Below are 14092 nucleotides of genomic sequence, written 5' to 3'. Positions count from 1 at the left end.
CCCGAATTTAGGAGAAACAACAATGACTACTCCCACACAGCAGCTGTCCGACGCCGGCGTTTCGATCTGGCTCGATGACCTGTCCCGCGGCCGCCTGGACACGGGCACCCTCCGCAAGCTCATCGAAGAGAAGAACGTGGTGGGTGTGACCACCAACCCGTCGATCTTCCACGCCGCCATCACCGCCGGCACCGACTACGACGGCACCATCGCCGCGCAGGCAGCCGCCGGTTCCAGCGTCGAGGAAACCATCTTCGAAATCACCACCACCGACGTAGCCGACGCCTGCGACCTGTTCGCCCCCGTCGCCGCCGCGACCAAGGGTGTTGACGGCCGTGTCTCCATCGAGGTGGACCCCCGCCTGGCCTGGGATACCGCCGGCACCATTGCCGAGGCCAAGAACCTCTACAAGAAGGTCAACAAGGACAACGTCCTGATCAAGATCCCCGCCACCCTTGAAGGCCTCGAAGCCATCACGGCCACCCTGGCAGAGGGCATCAGCGTCAACGTGACCCTGATCTTCTCCCTGGAGCGTTACCGCGCCGTCATCAACGCCTTCCAGGCCGGCCTGGAACAGGCCAAGGAAAACGGCCACGACCTCTCGAAGATCCACTCCGTGGCGTCCTTCTTCGTCTCCCGCGTCGACTCCGAAATCGACAAGCGCCTCGACGCCCTCGGCACCGATGAAGCGAAGGCCCTCAAGGGCAAGGCCGGCGTGGCCAACGCCCGCCTGGCCTACCAGGTCTACGAGGAACTCTTCAGCACCGAGCGCTGGGCGCTCCTCGCCGAAGCCGGCGCACTCCCCCAGCGTCCGCTGTGGGCCTCCACCGGCGTGAAGGACCCGGCCTACCCGGACACCCTCTACGTCACCGAACTGGTGGCCGCCGGCGTTGTGAACACCATGCCGGAGAAGACCCTTGACGCCAGCTTCGACCACGGCGTTGTCACTGGTGACACCATCACCGGCACCTACGCGGAAGCGAACGGCGTCCTGGACGCCCTCGAAGGCCTCGGCATCTCCTACAACGAGGTTGTGGCCCTTCTGGAATCGGAAGGCCTGGACAAGTTCGTGGCCAGCTGGAAGGAACTGCTGGCCGACGTCGAAGGCGCCCTCGCCGCTGCACGGAAGGCTTCCTAGTCCCCTATGAGTACTCTCAGCTACGACGCCACCGGCGCTGCCCGGCAGGCTCTTGAACAGCACCTCCCCTCCCTGGTGGCGGACCGCATCGCCACCAGGATCTTCGCCAAGGACCACACCCTTTGGGGTCCCGACGCCGAAGCCGAGTCGGCCGTCAGGCTCGGCTGGGTGGAAGCCGCCACTGTCTCGCAGGCCCTGGTGCCGGCCATCCTGGAACTCCGGGACGCCCTGCGCGCCGAAGGCGTGACCCGCATCGTGCTTTGCGGCATGGGCGGCTCCTCGCTGGCGCCCGAGGTCATTGCCGGCACCGCCGGCGTCGAGCTGACAGTGCTTGACAGCACCGACCCTGACCAGGTCCGCGCCGCACTGGCCGACCGCCTTGCCCACACCGCCATTGTGGTTTCCTCCAAGTCCGGGTCGACGCTGGAAACCGACTCCCAGCGCCGCATCTTCGAGCACGCCTTCACCGAGGCGGGCCTGGACGCCAAGAGCCGGATCATCATTGTCACCGACCCCGGCTCCCCGCTGGACAAGTCCTCCCGCGAAGCCGGCTACCGTGCCGTCTTCAACGCGGACCCCAACGTGGGCGGCCGCTACTCGGCGCTGACGGCTTTCGGTCTGGTCCCCTCCGGCCTGGCCGGTGTGGACATCCAGAAGTTCCTGGACGAAGCCGAGGAAGCCGCAGAAATCCTCAACGATGACGCGGCTGGGAACATTGGACTCGCGTTGGGCGCTGCCCTCGGCGGCACCAGTCCGCTGCGCAACAAGATCGTCATCGCGGAGGACGGCTCCGGCATTGTGGGCTTCGCTGACTGGGCCGAACAGCTCATCGCCGAATCCACCGGCAAGCTGGGCACCGGCGTGCTTCCGGTAGTGGCCGGACCCGCATCCCCCGAGGCCGGCTCCGGCGCCCCCGACGTCCTGGTGGTGCGCCTGGTGGCTGCTGATGCCGACGTCGAACCCGGCGCCAACGAGGTGGCCATCGCCGGCGGCCTGGCCAGCCAGATGATGGTCTGGGAATTCGCCACGGCCGTGGCCGGCCGCCTGCTGGGCATCAACCCCTTCGACCAGCCGGACGTTGAGGCCGCCAAGGTGGCAGCCCGCGGCCTCCTGGACGCGCAGCCCGAACCCACGCCGGCGGCCTTCGTGGACGGGTCCATTGAGGTCCGGGGCGGTGACTGGCTCGGCGACGCAACTACTGCGGAGGCAGCCGTCACGGCACTGCTCGGCACGTTGGATGACGACAGCTACCTCAGTGTCCAGGCCTACTTCGACCGGCTTGCCTTTGCGCAGCTCGAAGGCGTGCGGGACGAGCTGGCAGCCGTCAGCGGCCGGCCGGTCACGTTCGGCTGGGGACCGCGGTTCCTGCACTCCACCGGCCAGTTCCACAAGGGCGGACCCGCGATCGGCGTGTTCCTCCAGGTCACTGCCGCCGAAGCGGAGGACCTGGCCATTCCGGACCGTCCGTTCACGTTCGGGGAACTGATCTCCGCGCAGGCCGCAGGCGACGCCCAGGTCCTCGCGGAGCACGGCCGGCCCGTGCTCCGCCTGCACCTGACAAACCGTGCCGCCGGTGTGGCGCAGCTGCAGGACATCGTCGCTGCACTGTCCGCCCGGGCATCCGCTACCGAAAGCTAAGGCGCAAAAGCAACCATGCCAGAAACTGAATTCGGCCGGAAAACCGCGGGCCGGGGGCGTAATCCGCTCCGGGACCCGCGGGACCGGCGTTTGAACCGGATTGCCGGGCCGTCCTCCCTGGTGCTCTTCGGAGTCACCGGCGACCTTGCCCGTAAAAAGCTCATGCCGGCTGTGTATGACCTTGCCAACCGGGGGCTGTTGCCGCCCAGCTTCGCGCTGGTGGGCTTCGCCCGGCGCGAGTGGGACAAGGAGGACTTCGCCGCGGAGGTGAAGGCCTCCGTGCAGGCGTACGCCCGTACGCCGTTTGACGAGGCAGTATGGAACCAGCTGTCCGAGGGCATCCGGTTTGTGCAGGGCGAGTTCGACGACGACGACGCTTTCGAGCGCCTGGGTGAAACCATCGACGAACTCGATGAGCAGCGCGGAACACGCGGCAACCACGCCTTTTACCTGTCCATCCCGCCCAAGGCCTTCGAACAGGTCTGCCGGCAGCTGTCCAAGCACGGGCTGGCGCAGGCAGACGGCGACAAGTGGCGCCGCGTGGTCATCGAGAAGCCGTTCGGCCACGACCTGGAATCGGCCCGCCAGCTGAACGACATCGTCGAGTCCGTCTTCCCGGCGGACGCTGTTTTCCGGATCGACCACTACCTGGGCAAGGAAACCGTCCAGAACATCCTGGCGCTGCGGTTCGCGAACCAGCTCTTCGAACCACTGTGGAACTCCAACCACGTGGACCACGTCCAGATCACCATGGCCGAGGACATCGGCACGGGCGGCCGGGCAGGGTATTACGACGGCGTGGGCGCGGCCCGCGACGTGATCCAGAACCACCTGCTGCAGCTGCTGGCCCTGACCGCGATGGAGGAGCCCATCTCCTTCAACGCCGATGACCTGCGCGCCGAGAAGGAAAAGGTCCTGGCCGCGGTCAAGCTGCCTGCCGACCTGTCGCAGCACTCAGCCCGCGGCCAGTTCGCCGGCGGCTGGCAGGGTGGTGAGCAGGTCCAGGGGTACCTGGAGGAGGAGGGCATTCCCGCCGATTCCACCACGGAAACCTTCGCGGCGATCCGGGTGGACATCCACACCCGCCGCTGGGCAGGTGTGCCGTTCTACCTGCGTGCAGGCAAACGCCTGGGCCGCCGCGTGACGGAAATCGCAGTGGTCTTCAAACGCGCGCCCAACCTGCTGTTCCGCGACCATGGCGAGGACGACTTCGGCCAGAACGCTGTCGTCATCCGGGTCCAGCCCGACGAGGGCGTCACCATCCGCTTCGGCTCGAAGGTCCCGGGCACGCAGACGGAAGTCCGCGACGTCACCATGGACTTCGGCTACGGACACTCGTTCACCGAATCCAGCCCGGAAGCGTACGAGCGGTTGATCCTGGACGTGCTCCTGGGTGAACCGCCGCTGTTCCCGCGGCATCAGGAAGTGGAACTGTCCTGGAAGATCCTTGACCCGTTCGAGGAATACTGGGCGGAACTGAACGAACAGCCCGAGCCGTACGCTCCCGGCAGCTGGGGCCCTGCCTCCGCCGACGAGCTGCTGGCCCGTGACGGACGAACCTGGAGAAGGCCATGATTGTAGACCTGCCGGACACCACCACCTCAAAGGTCTCCAAGAAGATCATGTCCCTGCGCGAGCAGGGCGGCGTGATTGCGCTGGGCCGGGTGCTCACCCTGGTGGTGGTCACCAAGTCCGGGCTGGAGGAGGAAGCCATCGAGGCGGCCAACGAGGCCAGCCGCGAACACCCGTGCCGCATCATTGTGCTTGCCGACGCCGGGTCGGACGCCAAGGACAGGCTCGACGCGCAGATCCGCGTGGGCGGCGACGCCGGAGCCTCGGAAGTAATTGTGCTCCGCGGCTACGGCGAACTGTCGCACGAAAGCGAATCCCTGGTCGCAGCACTGCTGCTCCCGGACGCGCCGATTGTGGCCTGGTGGCCGCACGGCGCCCCGGAAAACGCGTGCGAGACCTCCATCGGGAAAATCGCGCACCGCCGGATCACGGACTCTGCCAACGAACCGGACCCGCAGGCCGCCCTGGAGATTATCCGGGCCACCTATAAGGCCGGCGACACGGACCTGGCCTGGACCCGGCTCACCAACTGGCGCATCCAGCTCGCGGCAGTCCTGGACCAGGTGGATTCCTCGCCGGTTACGGCTGTTGCCGTCGAAGGAGCCTCCGACTCCCCCAGCACCCTCCTGCTGGCAGCCTGGCTCACGTTGACCCTGGACGCTCCGGTCACCATTGTGGCCGACCCCGCCGGCACCGGCATCCGCAGGGTCCGGCTCAGCCGGCAGAGCGGCGACGTGCAGCTCTTCCGTCCCGGCCTGTCCGTGGCGGAACTGACCCAGCCGGGCCAGCCGGCCCAACGGATCTCCCTCCCCCGCCGCAGCCTCCGCGACTGCCTGGCAGAGGAGCTTCGCCGGCTCGACCCCGACGAAGTGTTCGGCGAAGTGATTACTATTGGACTGCCACGTACCAATCTAAGGAGCGTCCGACCCAGTGAGCGTTGATCCACGAGTAAGCATTCATCCTGATTCGTCCGTCCTGATGGCAGCCATCGCCGCGCGTCTTATCACCAAGCTTGTTGACGTCCAGGACAAATACGGTGAAGCCACCGTGGTCCTGACCGGGGGCACTGTGGGCATCGGTACGCTGAAGGCTGTTGCTGACTCGCCGGCGGCCCCGGCCGTCGACTGGTCCAGGGTCAACTTCTGGTGGGGCGATGAGCGTTTTGTCGCCTCCGGTGATCCGGAGCGGAACGCCCAGCAGGCCTTCGACGCGCTGTTGTCCCACATCCCGGTGGACCCGGCCCGGGTCCACGCTCCGGGTTCCTCAGACGACTTCGGCAGCGTCGAGGAGGCCGCAGCGGACTACGCCCGCCAGCTGGCTGAAGCGGCGGCAGCCGAGCACGCTGCAGATATGTCCGATGACCGGCCGGAGCATCCTTCGGTGCTGCCGCGCCTGGACGTGGTCCTGCTGGGTGTTGGCCCCGACGCACACGTTGCCTCCCTGTTCCCTGAGCAGGGCGGCATCCGCGAGAAGGTCGGCACCGTTATTGCCGTACACAACTCACCGAAGCCGCCGCCGTTGCGGGTTTCCCTGACCCTGCCGGCCATCAACACCGCATCCGAGGTGTGGATGGTGGTGGCCGGCGAGGACAAGGCAGGCGCCGTGGGCCTGGCCCTTGCGGGTGCCAATCCCATCCAGGTTCCGGCTGCAGGGCCGCGGGGCACCTCGCGGACCCTGTGGCTCATCGATGAGAATGCGGCCTCACGGGTCCCGCAGCAGCTCGTCCGGAAGGACGCCGCGGGCGCGTAGCTTTTCCAACGCTCCGGCCAGGACGTCTTCGGCGTCCTGGCCGGAGCGTCGCTCTTTAACGTATTCGAGGTGGGTTTTGTAGCCGTCGTCGGCCGCGTCGGCCATGGCTGCCGCCTGGCCGTCCCTTGACGCCGTGGCCCCGCATCTGCGGCAATCCCAGACGGCAGGGATCTGGTCCTCCGGCAGGCGCAGGAAAACCGGCTGGGTTTCGTGGCCTGAGACGCACCAATACGATACCCGCATGCGGGGCAAGGGGCTGCCCGGCGAGTCCCCGGACTGGAGGCTGGAGCCGCTGCCTGCCGTGACACCGGCGCGGGTGCCCCGAAATCCTGAGCCTGGATGGACCATGGGAACTCCTGACTGGCAACGGGTGCCGGTAGGCAGGCAGGGCTGCTTAACCAAAAAAACTGTGGCCGTCGGTAACCGACAGCCACAGTTTAGTTTGGATGGACCCGCGGCGGGAGTGCCGCCGCGTAATCCTTGCCTGAAGCTTTGCTCAGGAGTCGCCGGCTCCGCTGAACCGCATGATCAGGCCAAGGCCGATGATCACCACGCCCCAGGTCACGCCGAGGACCACGGTAAACCTGTTGAGGTTCCGTTCCGCTACGCCCGAGGAGCTCAGCCCTGAGCTCATGCCGCCGCCGAACATATCCGACATACCGCCACCGCGTCCCTTGTGAAGGAGGATGAGCAGTGTCAGCAGGAGGCTGGTGATGCCCAGGAGGATCTGCAGAATGACATGAAGAACGTCCACGACGGCCTTTCAGGAAGTTGGGATTGCGGGAGCGGGGGTGCTGACGGACTAGTCCGTCACCAGGTGACTCTCGAACCTGACAATATTAGCAAACTCGGCGGGGTCAAGGCTGGCGCCACCCACGAGCAGGCCGTCCACATCCGTTTCCTGCAGGATGGCTGCCGCGTTGTTGGCCTTTACGGAGCCGCCGTACAGCAGGCGGGTCTTGGCTGCCACGTCGGCGCCGAAGAGCTTTTCCAGTTCGGTCCGGATGGCAGCACAGAGTTCCTGTGCGTCGCCGGGGCCGGCGACCTCGCCGGTGCCGATGGCCCAAACGGGTTCGTAGGCGATGACGAGTTCGGCGGCCTGCTCGTTGGTGAGCCCGGCAACACCGGCGCGTACCTGGTCAAGCGTGTGTTCCACGTGGGTGCCGGCCTGGCGGATTTCCAGGCCCTCACCGGCGCACAGCACGGGGGTCACGCCGTGCTTGAACGCGGCCTTGACCTTGGCGTTGAGGACTTCGTCCGTTTCGTTGTGGATGGTGCGGCGTTCGCTGTGGCCCACCAGGACATAAGAGCAGCCCAGCTTGGCAAGGAACGCGCCGGAGATGTCTCCGGTGTAGGCGCCGGAATCGAACTGGGACAGGTCCTGGCCGCCGTAGGCAACGTCGAGGTCGTCGCCCTGCACCAGGGTCTGGACGCCGCGGAGGTCGGTGAACGGCGGGAAGACGGCAACCTCGACGCGGTTGTAGTCGTGCTTGGCGTCGGAGAGGGTCCAGGCGAGTTTCTGCAGGAGCGTGATGCCCTGGACGTGGTCCATGTTCATTTTCCAGTTGCCCGCAATGAAGGGCTTACGGTCAAAGGCGCCGTTTGTTGACGTAGTCACGTGTTCTCCAAAAGTCGTTAATAAGTGTTTGGCCGGCAGGCTGCGGGAGCAGCCTGCCGGCCGGCGGACTGTGCAGTCCGGTACTGCTAGCGGTCCAGGACGCTCAGTCCCGGCAGGTCCTTGCCCTCAAGGTATTCCAGGCTGGCGCCGCCACCGGTGGAGATGTGGCCAAACTGGTCGTCAGCGAATCCCAGCGTACGGACGGCCGCGGCGGAATCGCCGCCGCCAACCACGGTGAACGCTTCGGTCTCGGTCAGGGCCTTGGCCACGGCACGGGTGCCGGCGGCGAAGGCGTCGAACTCAAAGACGCCCATGGGCCCGTTCCAGAAGACCGTTTTGGCCCCGGCAATGCGGGCAGCAAAAGCGGCGGCGGAATCGGGTCCGATGTCCAGGCCGATGCCTTGGCTGCCGAAGCTGCTGGCCTCAATGGCGTCTGCTGCCACGGTTTCGTGTGCCGCATCGGCGGCGAACTTCTCCGCCACCACAACGTCTGTGGGCACCACGAACTCGGTGCCGGCGTCGGCTGCGCGCTTGAGGTAGTCCTGGACCACGGGGATCTGGTCCTTCTCGAGCAGGCTGCCGGCCACCTTATGCCCGGCTGCTGCCAGGAACGTGAACAGCATGCCGCCGCCCACCAGGATGGTGTCAGCCTTGCCCAGCAGGTTTTCGATCACGGCGAGTTTGTCCGAGACCTTCGAGCCGCCAAGAACCACCACGTAGGGGCGCTGGGTGTCGGCCGTCAGTTTGCGCAGCACCTCGACCTCGGTGTGGACCAGGTCGCCGAGGTACGACGGCAGCCGGGTGGCGACGTCGTACACGCTGGCGTGCCTGCGGTGCACAGCCCCGAAGGCGTCATCGACATACGCGCCGTTGCTGCCGGTCAGCGCGACAAGCTCATCAGCGAAGGCTCCGCGTTCGGCGTCGTCCTTGCTGGTTTCGCGGGCGTCGAACCGGACGTTCTCCAAAACCAGCGCTTCGCCGTCCTGCAGCGCCGCAGCTCCTTCCCGTGCGGAGTTGCCCACGGTGTCCGCGGCCAGCGTCACCGGGAAGTCCGCAAGTTCCGCCAGGCGGTCCACTGCGGGCTTGAGGGAGTACTTGTCCTCGGGTGCGCCTTTGGGGCGGCCAAGGTGGGCTGTAACCAGCACGCGGGCACCGGCGTCCGTGAGCTTTGCCAGCACCGGGAGGGACGCCTTGATGCGTCCGTCGTCAGTCACGGCAGAGCCGTCGAGCGGCACATTCAGGTCACTTCGAACCAGAATGTACCGCCCGCGGACACCTTCAGCGATGAGGTCGTTGAGGGTGTTTGATGTCATGTGTCTAACCCTAGCCCAGCTTGGATGCGACGAGCTCCGTGAGGTCAACGAGGCGGTTTGAGTAGCCCCATTCGTTGTCGTACCAGGAAACAACCTTGACCTGGTTGCCGATCACCTTGGTCAGGCCGGAGTCGAAGATGGACGACGCCGGGTCCCCCACGATGTCCGAGGACACGATGGGCTCGTCGGTGTAGGTCAGGAAACCCTGGAGTTCCTCGGACTCGGAAGCGCGCTTGAGGGCGGCGTTGACTTCCTCGACGGTGGTTTCGCGGCCGACGGTGACGGTGAGGTCAGTGGCGGAACCGGTGGGTACGGGAACGCGGATGGCGTAGCCGTCCAACTTGCCCTTGAGCTCCGGCAGGACCAGGCCGATGGCCTTGGCTGCACCGGTGGAGGTGGGGACCATGTTGATGGCGGCGGCGCGGGCGCGGCGCAGGTCGCTGTGGGGTCCGTCCTGCAGGTTCTGGTCCGCGGTGTAGGCGTGCACGGTGGTCATCAGGCCGCGTTCGATGCCGAACTCGTCGTTGATGACCTTGGCCAGCGGGCCGAGGCAGTTCGTGGTGCAGGAAGCGTTCGAGATGATGTGGTGCGTGGCGTTGTCGTACAGGCCGTGGTTCACACCCATCACAATGGTGATGTCTTCATCGGACGCCGGGGCGGAAATGAGGACCTTCTTGGCGCCGGCATCGATGTGCTTCTGCGCGGCCGCGGCCTTGGTGAAGAAGCCGGTGGACTCGATGACGATGTCCACGCCCAGCTCGCCCCAGGGCAGGTTGGCGGGATCGCGCTCAGCCAGGACCTTGATGACGTTGCCGTTGACGACGATGTTGCCGTCCTTGACTTCGATGGTTTCCTTCAGCCGGCCGCCGACGGAATCGTACTTGAGCAGGTGGGCCAGCGCTTCGGGGCTGGTGAGGTCGTTGACTGCAACGATCTCAAGGTCCGCGCCCTGGGCCAGTGCTGCGCGGAAGTAGTTGCGGCCAATACGGCCGAAGCCGTTGATACCAATACGGGTCGTCACGTTGTTTCAGTCTCCTTGGTGCTTTGTGAAGCACTACTAGTTGAGCGGGCGTTCAAGCCAACTAACAGATCCCGCACGCCATTGGGCAGAGATGATTTACAGATCGGAGGGCGACCAGCCTCATTGCTGAAGGCTAACCGCCTTCCGTGACCTATCTTACGTTTAATTGGGTCCGCCCCCGCAAGTGCAGGGGCGGACCGTCCACATCCCGGCCTTAAAGCACCGGATTGTGAGGTTTGTTACACGAATGTGTAGCAGAGATCACTACGGGAGGGTGATCAAGCCCGTTGCATTCGTGCGTGCTGCTTCGAAGCGCTTGGCGACGTCGGCCCAGTTCACGATGTTCCAGAAGGCCTTCACGTAGTCGGCTTTGACGTTGACGTAGTCCAGGTAGAAGGCGTGCTCCCACATGTCCAGCATTAGCAGCGGGGTGGTGCCGAGCGCCACGTTGCCCTGCTGGTCGTAAAGCTGCTCGATGACCAGGTTGCCACCGATGGGCTCGTAGGCCAGGAAGCCCCAGCCGGATCCCTGCAGGCCAAGGGCTGCTGCGGAGAACTGGGCGCGGAAGGCGTCGAAGGAGCCGAAGGCGTCGTCGATGGCTGCTGCCAGCTCACCTTCGGGCTTGTCGCCGCCGTCCGGGGACAGGTTGTTCCAGAAGACGGAGTGGTTGACGTGGCCGCCGGTGTGGAAGGCCAGGTCCTTGGAGAGCCGGTTGATGTTGGCGAAGTCGCCCTTTTCGCGGGCTTCTGCCAGCTGCTTCAGGGCGTTGTTGGCGCCGGCCACGTAGGCAGCGTGGTGCTTGCTGTGGTGCAGCTCCATGATCCGCGCGGAAATGTGCGGTTCCAGTGCTGCGTAGTCGTAGCTGAGTTCCGGCAATACGTACTCGGTCACAAAATCCTCCAATATCGTGGACTCTCGGTCCGGTTTCTACTTCTTGGATTGTGCATCCGGGCGTCAGGCGCCCGGAAACTTGCGGCGGTGGCGTTCCAGTGACGAAAGCCCCTCCCCTTGGCCTAACCTGCAGCCGGGGCCGGATATTTCCGTCACGCCATTTCCGATTCTAGGGGGCGCTCACTCGTCCAGCATTTCGGGCGTCACATTGGCGTCCGTACCGGGAATGCCCAGGTCCTGGGCGCGTTTGTCCGCCATGGCCAGCAGGCGCCTGATCCGGCCCGCGATGGCGTCCTTGGTCATTGCCGGGTCAGCCAGTCGTCCCAGTTCGTCAAGGCTTGCCTGCTTGTGGGCCACCCTGAGTTCGCCGGCGTATTTGAGGTGGTCCGGGACATCGTCACCAAGGATTTCCAGGGCCCGGTCCACGCGGGCGCCGGCGGCCACGGCGGCCTGGGCGGAGCGGCGGAGGTTGGCGTCGTCAAAGTTGGCCAGCCGGTTGGCGGTGGCGCGGACTTCCTTGCGCATCCTGCGTTCTTCCCAGACCATCAGGGCGTCGTGGGCGCCCATCCGGGTCAGCAGCGCGGCGATAGTGTCGCCGTCACGGATCACCACCCGGTCAACGCCCCGCACTTCGCGGGCTTTGGCCTGGATGTCCAGCCGCCGTGCGGCGCCAACAAGGGCCAGCGCGGACTCGGGACCGGGGCAGGTGACTTCCAGTGAGGAGGACCGGCCGGGTTCGGTGAGGGAGCCGTGGGCCAGGAACGCGCCCCGCCACACAGCTTCCGCGTCGGCCGCGGAGCCGTTGACGACGGCGGACGGCAGCCCGCGCACGGGGCGGCCACGCCCATCGAGGAGCCCGGTCTGGCGGGCCAGCGCCTCGCCGTCGCGCACTACACGCACCACGTACCGGCTGGCACGGCGAAGGCCGCCTGCTGAAACAACGATGATTTCGCTTTGGTGGCCGTACACCTCAGCGATGGCGGCCCGGAGGCGTCGGGCGGTGGACGCCAGGTCCACTTCCGCTTCGATCACGATCCGGCCGGAAATGATGTGCAGGCCGCCGGCGAAGCGGAGCATCGCCGAGACCTCAGCCTTGCGGACTGATGACTTTTTGATGTCCAGACGGGACAGTTCTTCCTTGACTGATGCTGTCAGTGCCATGGCACCTTCCTAACTGTTCCCGAAAATGTCCTGGTACGCCGTCGCCAGACGCAGCGGATCATGGACGGGCCGGCGTCCCGACGCCCCTACTTTACCCAAGACCACCTCGGCACCGATCATCCCGGCTGCTTTCTCGAACTCCTTCCGGTCCGGGACGGACGCCGGATCGGCCAGGACAACGTCCACGCTGAAGTCCGGGGCGTAACGCCGCAGCACGTGCAGGTGGTCCGCCGCACTCATGCCGGAGGTCTCCTTGGTGTCTGTGGCGAGGTTCATGGTGAGGCAGCGTTTTGCCGGCGTGTCGCAGAGGGCCTGCCGCATTTCGGGGAGCAGCAGGTGCGGCAGCACGGACGTGTACCAGGACCCCGGGCCCAGGATGACCCAGTCCGCCAGCTCAATGGCCGTAAGGGCCTCCACGCAGGCCGGTGCGTCCACGGGCAGCAGCCGGACCTGTTCCAGGGAACCTGCCACGGCGCAGCGGGCCTGGCCGCGGACGGTGTTGAGGGCCGTCTCGCCGTTCGGCGCGGTCACCCGGACATCACCTTCTATGGTGAGCGGAACCGTGGACATGGGCAGCACCTGGCCGCGGGCGCCCAGCAGGGCGCCTGCCCAGGTGAGTCCGGCCACGGCATCGCCCAGCAGTTCCCAAAGAGTCACAATCAGCAGGTTGCCCATGGCGTGCTCGTCCAGGGAGCCGCCGGTGCCTTTGCCGGGCTGGAACCGGTGCTGCATCACGTCCCGCCAGGTCCGGCCCCAGTCGGTGTCGTCGCACAGCGCGGACAGGGCCATCCGCAGGTCTCCCGGCGGGAGGACACCGTACTCTTCACGCAGGCGCCCGGAAGACCCGCCGTCGTCCGCCACCGTGACGATCGCCGTCAGTTCCGAGGTGAGCAGGCGTAAGGCGGACAGGGAGGCTGACAGCCCGTGCCCGCCCCCCAGCGCCACCACGTTGGGCCCCTTGTCCTGCTGGGCTGCGGCCGAGCCGGCAGGGACGGGGACAAGCGGCAGTGCGCCCGTGAACAGTGCCATTACTCGCGGCCCAGGTCCCGGTGGGTGGTGGTCACCGTGACCCTGGGGTATTGCGCAAGTTTTTTGGAAAGCTCCACGGCGACAGCGACGGAGCGGTGCTTGCCGCCCGTGCAGCCCACGGCGATGGTGGCGTAGTGCTTGTTTTCGCGGCGGTAACCGTCCAGGACAGGCTCGAGGGCCATCACGTAGCGGTCCACGAAGTTCTTGACGCCTTCCGCTTCGAGGACGTAATCGCTGACGCCCTGGTCCAGGCCGGTCAGCGGACGCAGCTGCGGGACCCAGTGCGGGTTGGGGATGAACCGGACGTCGGCCACGTAGTTGGAGTCCACCGGCAGGCCGTACTTGAAGCCGAAACTCATCACATTCAGGCGCAGCGCCACCGGACCGGTCTCGCTGAAGAGTTCAGTGATGGCCGTGGCCAGGCCGTGCACGTTGTAACCGCTGGTATCCAGTACGACGTCGGAGCTGTCGCGCAGTTCCTGGAGCAGCTCCCGTTCGGCGGCAATACCATCAAGGATCCGGCCGCCGCCCTGCAACGGATGCGGCCGGCGGCCCTGTTCAAACCTGCGGACCAGGACGTTGTCGCTGGCATCGAGGAACAGGACGCGGAAGGCCACCCCGCTGGCGGCCAGTGCCCCCAGCGCGGCCCGGATATCCGCAAACAGGCCCTTGCTGCGGACGTCGATCACCACGGCCAGCCGCGGGATGGACTGCGGGGCGTGCGAGACCAGTTCGGCCAGGGTTCCAAGCATCTGCGGCGGAAGGTTTTCCACCACGTACCAGCCGTGGTCCTCAAGTGCGTCAGCTGCGGTGCTCCGGCCCGCGCCGGACATCCCCGTGACCACCAGCAGCTCCGCTTCAAGCGGCTTGACGGGCTGCAGCCCCTCGTCCCCCGCTCCGGATTCCGCTGTTGTGTCTGCCATGAGGTCCGCCCCGTTCCTGTAGTTATCACGTGGGGCGGC

At 66.2% G+C, this 14092-nt stretch carries 14 protein-coding genes; 5 read left to right on the top strand and 9 right to left on the bottom strand.

Annotated features, from left to right (window positions below; genetic code table 11):
* The first annotated feature begins 22 nt into the window (after positions 1-22).
* Genes tal through pgl form a run of 5 tightly spaced genes read left to right on the top strand, consistent with a single transcriptional unit; the run spans position 23 to position 6097 of the window.
* Positions 23-1138 (top strand): transaldolase, encoded by a 1116-nt coding sequence (gene tal, locus ACRB8A_RS09220; protein ID WP_050684817.1) that lies wholly within the window; start codon positions 23-25, stop codon positions 1136-1138.
* 6 nt (positions 1139-1144) lie between these two features.
* The gene (locus tag ACRB8A_RS09215; RefSeq protein WP_056600414.1) at positions 1145-2776 is read left to right on the top strand and encodes a glucose-6-phosphate isomerase; all 1632 of its coding nucleotides are present in this window, start codon (positions 1145-1147) and stop codon (positions 2774-2776) included.
* 15 nt (positions 2777-2791) lie between these two features.
* A complete protein-coding gene (zwf, locus tag ACRB8A_RS09210) occupies positions 2792-4351 on the top strand; it encodes a glucose-6-phosphate dehydrogenase (protein WP_056600416.1) in 1560 nt (519 codons plus the stop codon).
* Positions 4348-5289, top strand: a complete 942-nt coding sequence (locus ACRB8A_RS09205; protein ID WP_050684814.1) for a glucose-6-phosphate dehydrogenase assembly protein OpcA — start codon at positions 4348-4350, stop codon at positions 5287-5289. Before zwf ends, ACRB8A_RS09205 begins: the two co-directional genes overlap by 4 nt.
* Positions 5279-6097 carry a 6-phosphogluconolactonase gene (gene pgl, locus ACRB8A_RS09200; RefSeq protein WP_050684813.1) on the top strand — a complete coding sequence of 273 codons (819 nt, stop codon included), beginning with the start codon at positions 5279-5281 and terminating at the stop codon, positions 6095-6097. Before ACRB8A_RS09205 ends, pgl begins: the two co-directional genes overlap by 11 nt.
* On the opposite strand, the gene ACRB8A_RS09195 is transcribed toward pgl, so the two are convergent.
* The 9 genes from ACRB8A_RS09195 to rapZ form a co-directional block, all read right to left on the bottom strand.
* A complete protein-coding gene (locus ACRB8A_RS09195) occupies positions 6050-6445 on the bottom strand; it encodes an RNA polymerase-binding protein RbpA (protein WP_050684812.1) in 396 nt (131 codons plus the stop codon). The genes pgl and ACRB8A_RS09195 overlap by 48 nt on opposite strands.
* A gap of 148 nt (positions 6446-6593) precedes the next feature.
* On the bottom strand, positions 6594-6851 hold the full coding sequence (gene secG / locus ACRB8A_RS09190) for a preprotein translocase subunit SecG (protein WP_050684811.1): 258 nt from the start codon (positions 6849-6851) through the stop codon (positions 6594-6596).
* 48 nt (positions 6852-6899) lie between these two features.
* Positions 6900-7715 (bottom strand): triose-phosphate isomerase, encoded by an 816-nt coding sequence (tpiA, locus tag ACRB8A_RS09185; RefSeq protein ID WP_285240282.1) that lies wholly within the window; start codon positions 7713-7715, stop codon positions 6900-6902.
* Between the two features lie 86 nt (positions 7716-7801).
* The gene (locus tag ACRB8A_RS09180; protein ID WP_050684809.1) at positions 7802-9028 is read right to left on the bottom strand and encodes a phosphoglycerate kinase; all 1227 of its coding nucleotides are present in this window, start codon (positions 9026-9028) and stop codon (positions 7802-7804) included.
* 10 nt (positions 9029-9038) lie between these two features.
* On the bottom strand, positions 9039-10049 hold the full coding sequence (gap, locus tag ACRB8A_RS09175; protein WP_050684808.1) for a type I glyceraldehyde-3-phosphate dehydrogenase: 1011 nt from the start codon (positions 10047-10049) through the stop codon (positions 9039-9041).
* A gap of 264 nt (positions 10050-10313) precedes the next feature.
* Positions 10314-10940: a superoxide dismutase gene (locus ACRB8A_RS09170; RefSeq protein WP_050684831.1), complete on the bottom strand. Its 627-nt coding sequence runs from the start codon at positions 10938-10940 to the stop codon at positions 10314-10316.
* Positions 10941-11120: 180 nt separating this feature from the next.
* Positions 11121-12101 (bottom strand): DNA-binding protein WhiA, encoded by a 981-nt coding sequence (gene whiA, locus ACRB8A_RS09165; RefSeq protein WP_050684807.1) that lies wholly within the window; start codon positions 12099-12101, stop codon positions 11121-11123.
* 9 nt (positions 12102-12110) lie between these two features.
* Positions 12111-13130, bottom strand: a complete 1020-nt coding sequence (locus tag ACRB8A_RS09160) for a gluconeogenesis factor YvcK family protein (RefSeq protein WP_050684806.1) — start codon at positions 13128-13130, stop codon at positions 12111-12113.
* On the bottom strand, positions 13130-14053 hold the full coding sequence (rapZ, locus tag ACRB8A_RS09155) for an RNase adapter RapZ (protein ID WP_050684805.1): 924 nt from the start codon (positions 14051-14053) through the stop codon (positions 13130-13132). The genes ACRB8A_RS09160 and rapZ overlap by 1 nt, the downstream gene beginning before the upstream one ends.
* Between the last annotated feature and the right edge of the window lie 39 nt (positions 14054-14092).

The organism is Arthrobacter sp. G.S.26 (assembly GCF_050847375.1).
In the GTDB taxonomy this organism is placed as follows: domain Bacteria; phylum Actinomycetota; class Actinomycetes; order Actinomycetales; family Micrococcaceae; genus Arthrobacter.
Note: the sequence above shows the minus strand (reverse complement) of the source record. Positions and strands in the feature narration are given on the sequence as shown.

What these genes read in the sequence shown, in the direction of transcription:
- ACRB8A_RS09205 (WP_050684814.1), top strand. Translation starts at nt 4,348, where the DNA reads ATGATTGTAGACCTGCCGGACACCACCACCTCAAAGGTCTCCAAGAAG.
- ACRB8A_RS09215 (WP_056600414.1), top strand. Translation starts at nt 1,145, where the DNA reads ATGAGTACTCTCAGCTACGACGCCACCGGCGCTGCCCGGCAGGCTCTT.
- rapZ (WP_050684805.1), bottom strand. Translation starts at nt 14,053, where the DNA reads ATGGCAGACACAACAGCGGAATCCGGAGCGGGGGACGAGGGGCTGCAG.
- ACRB8A_RS09195 (WP_050684812.1), bottom strand. Translation starts at nt 6,445, where the DNA reads ATGGTCCATCCAGGCTCAGGATTTCGGGGCACCCGCGCCGGTGTCACG.
- whiA (WP_050684807.1), bottom strand. Translation starts at nt 12,101, where the DNA reads ATGGCACTGACAGCATCAGTCAAGGAAGAACTGTCCCGTCTGGACATC.
- tal (WP_050684817.1), top strand. Translation starts at nt 23, where the DNA reads ATGACTACTCCCACACAGCAGCTGTCCGACGCCGGCGTTTCGATCTGG.
- zwf (WP_056600416.1), top strand. Translation starts at nt 2,792, where the DNA reads ATGCCAGAAACTGAATTCGGCCGGAAAACCGCGGGCCGGGGGCGTAAT.
- ACRB8A_RS09180 (WP_050684809.1), bottom strand. Translation starts at nt 9,028, where the DNA reads ATGACATCAAACACCCTCAACGACCTCATCGCTGAAGGTGTCCGCGGG.
- ACRB8A_RS09160 (WP_050684806.1), bottom strand. Translation starts at nt 13,130, where the DNA reads ATGGCACTGTTCACGGGCGCACTGCCGCTTGTCCCCGTCCCTGCCGGC.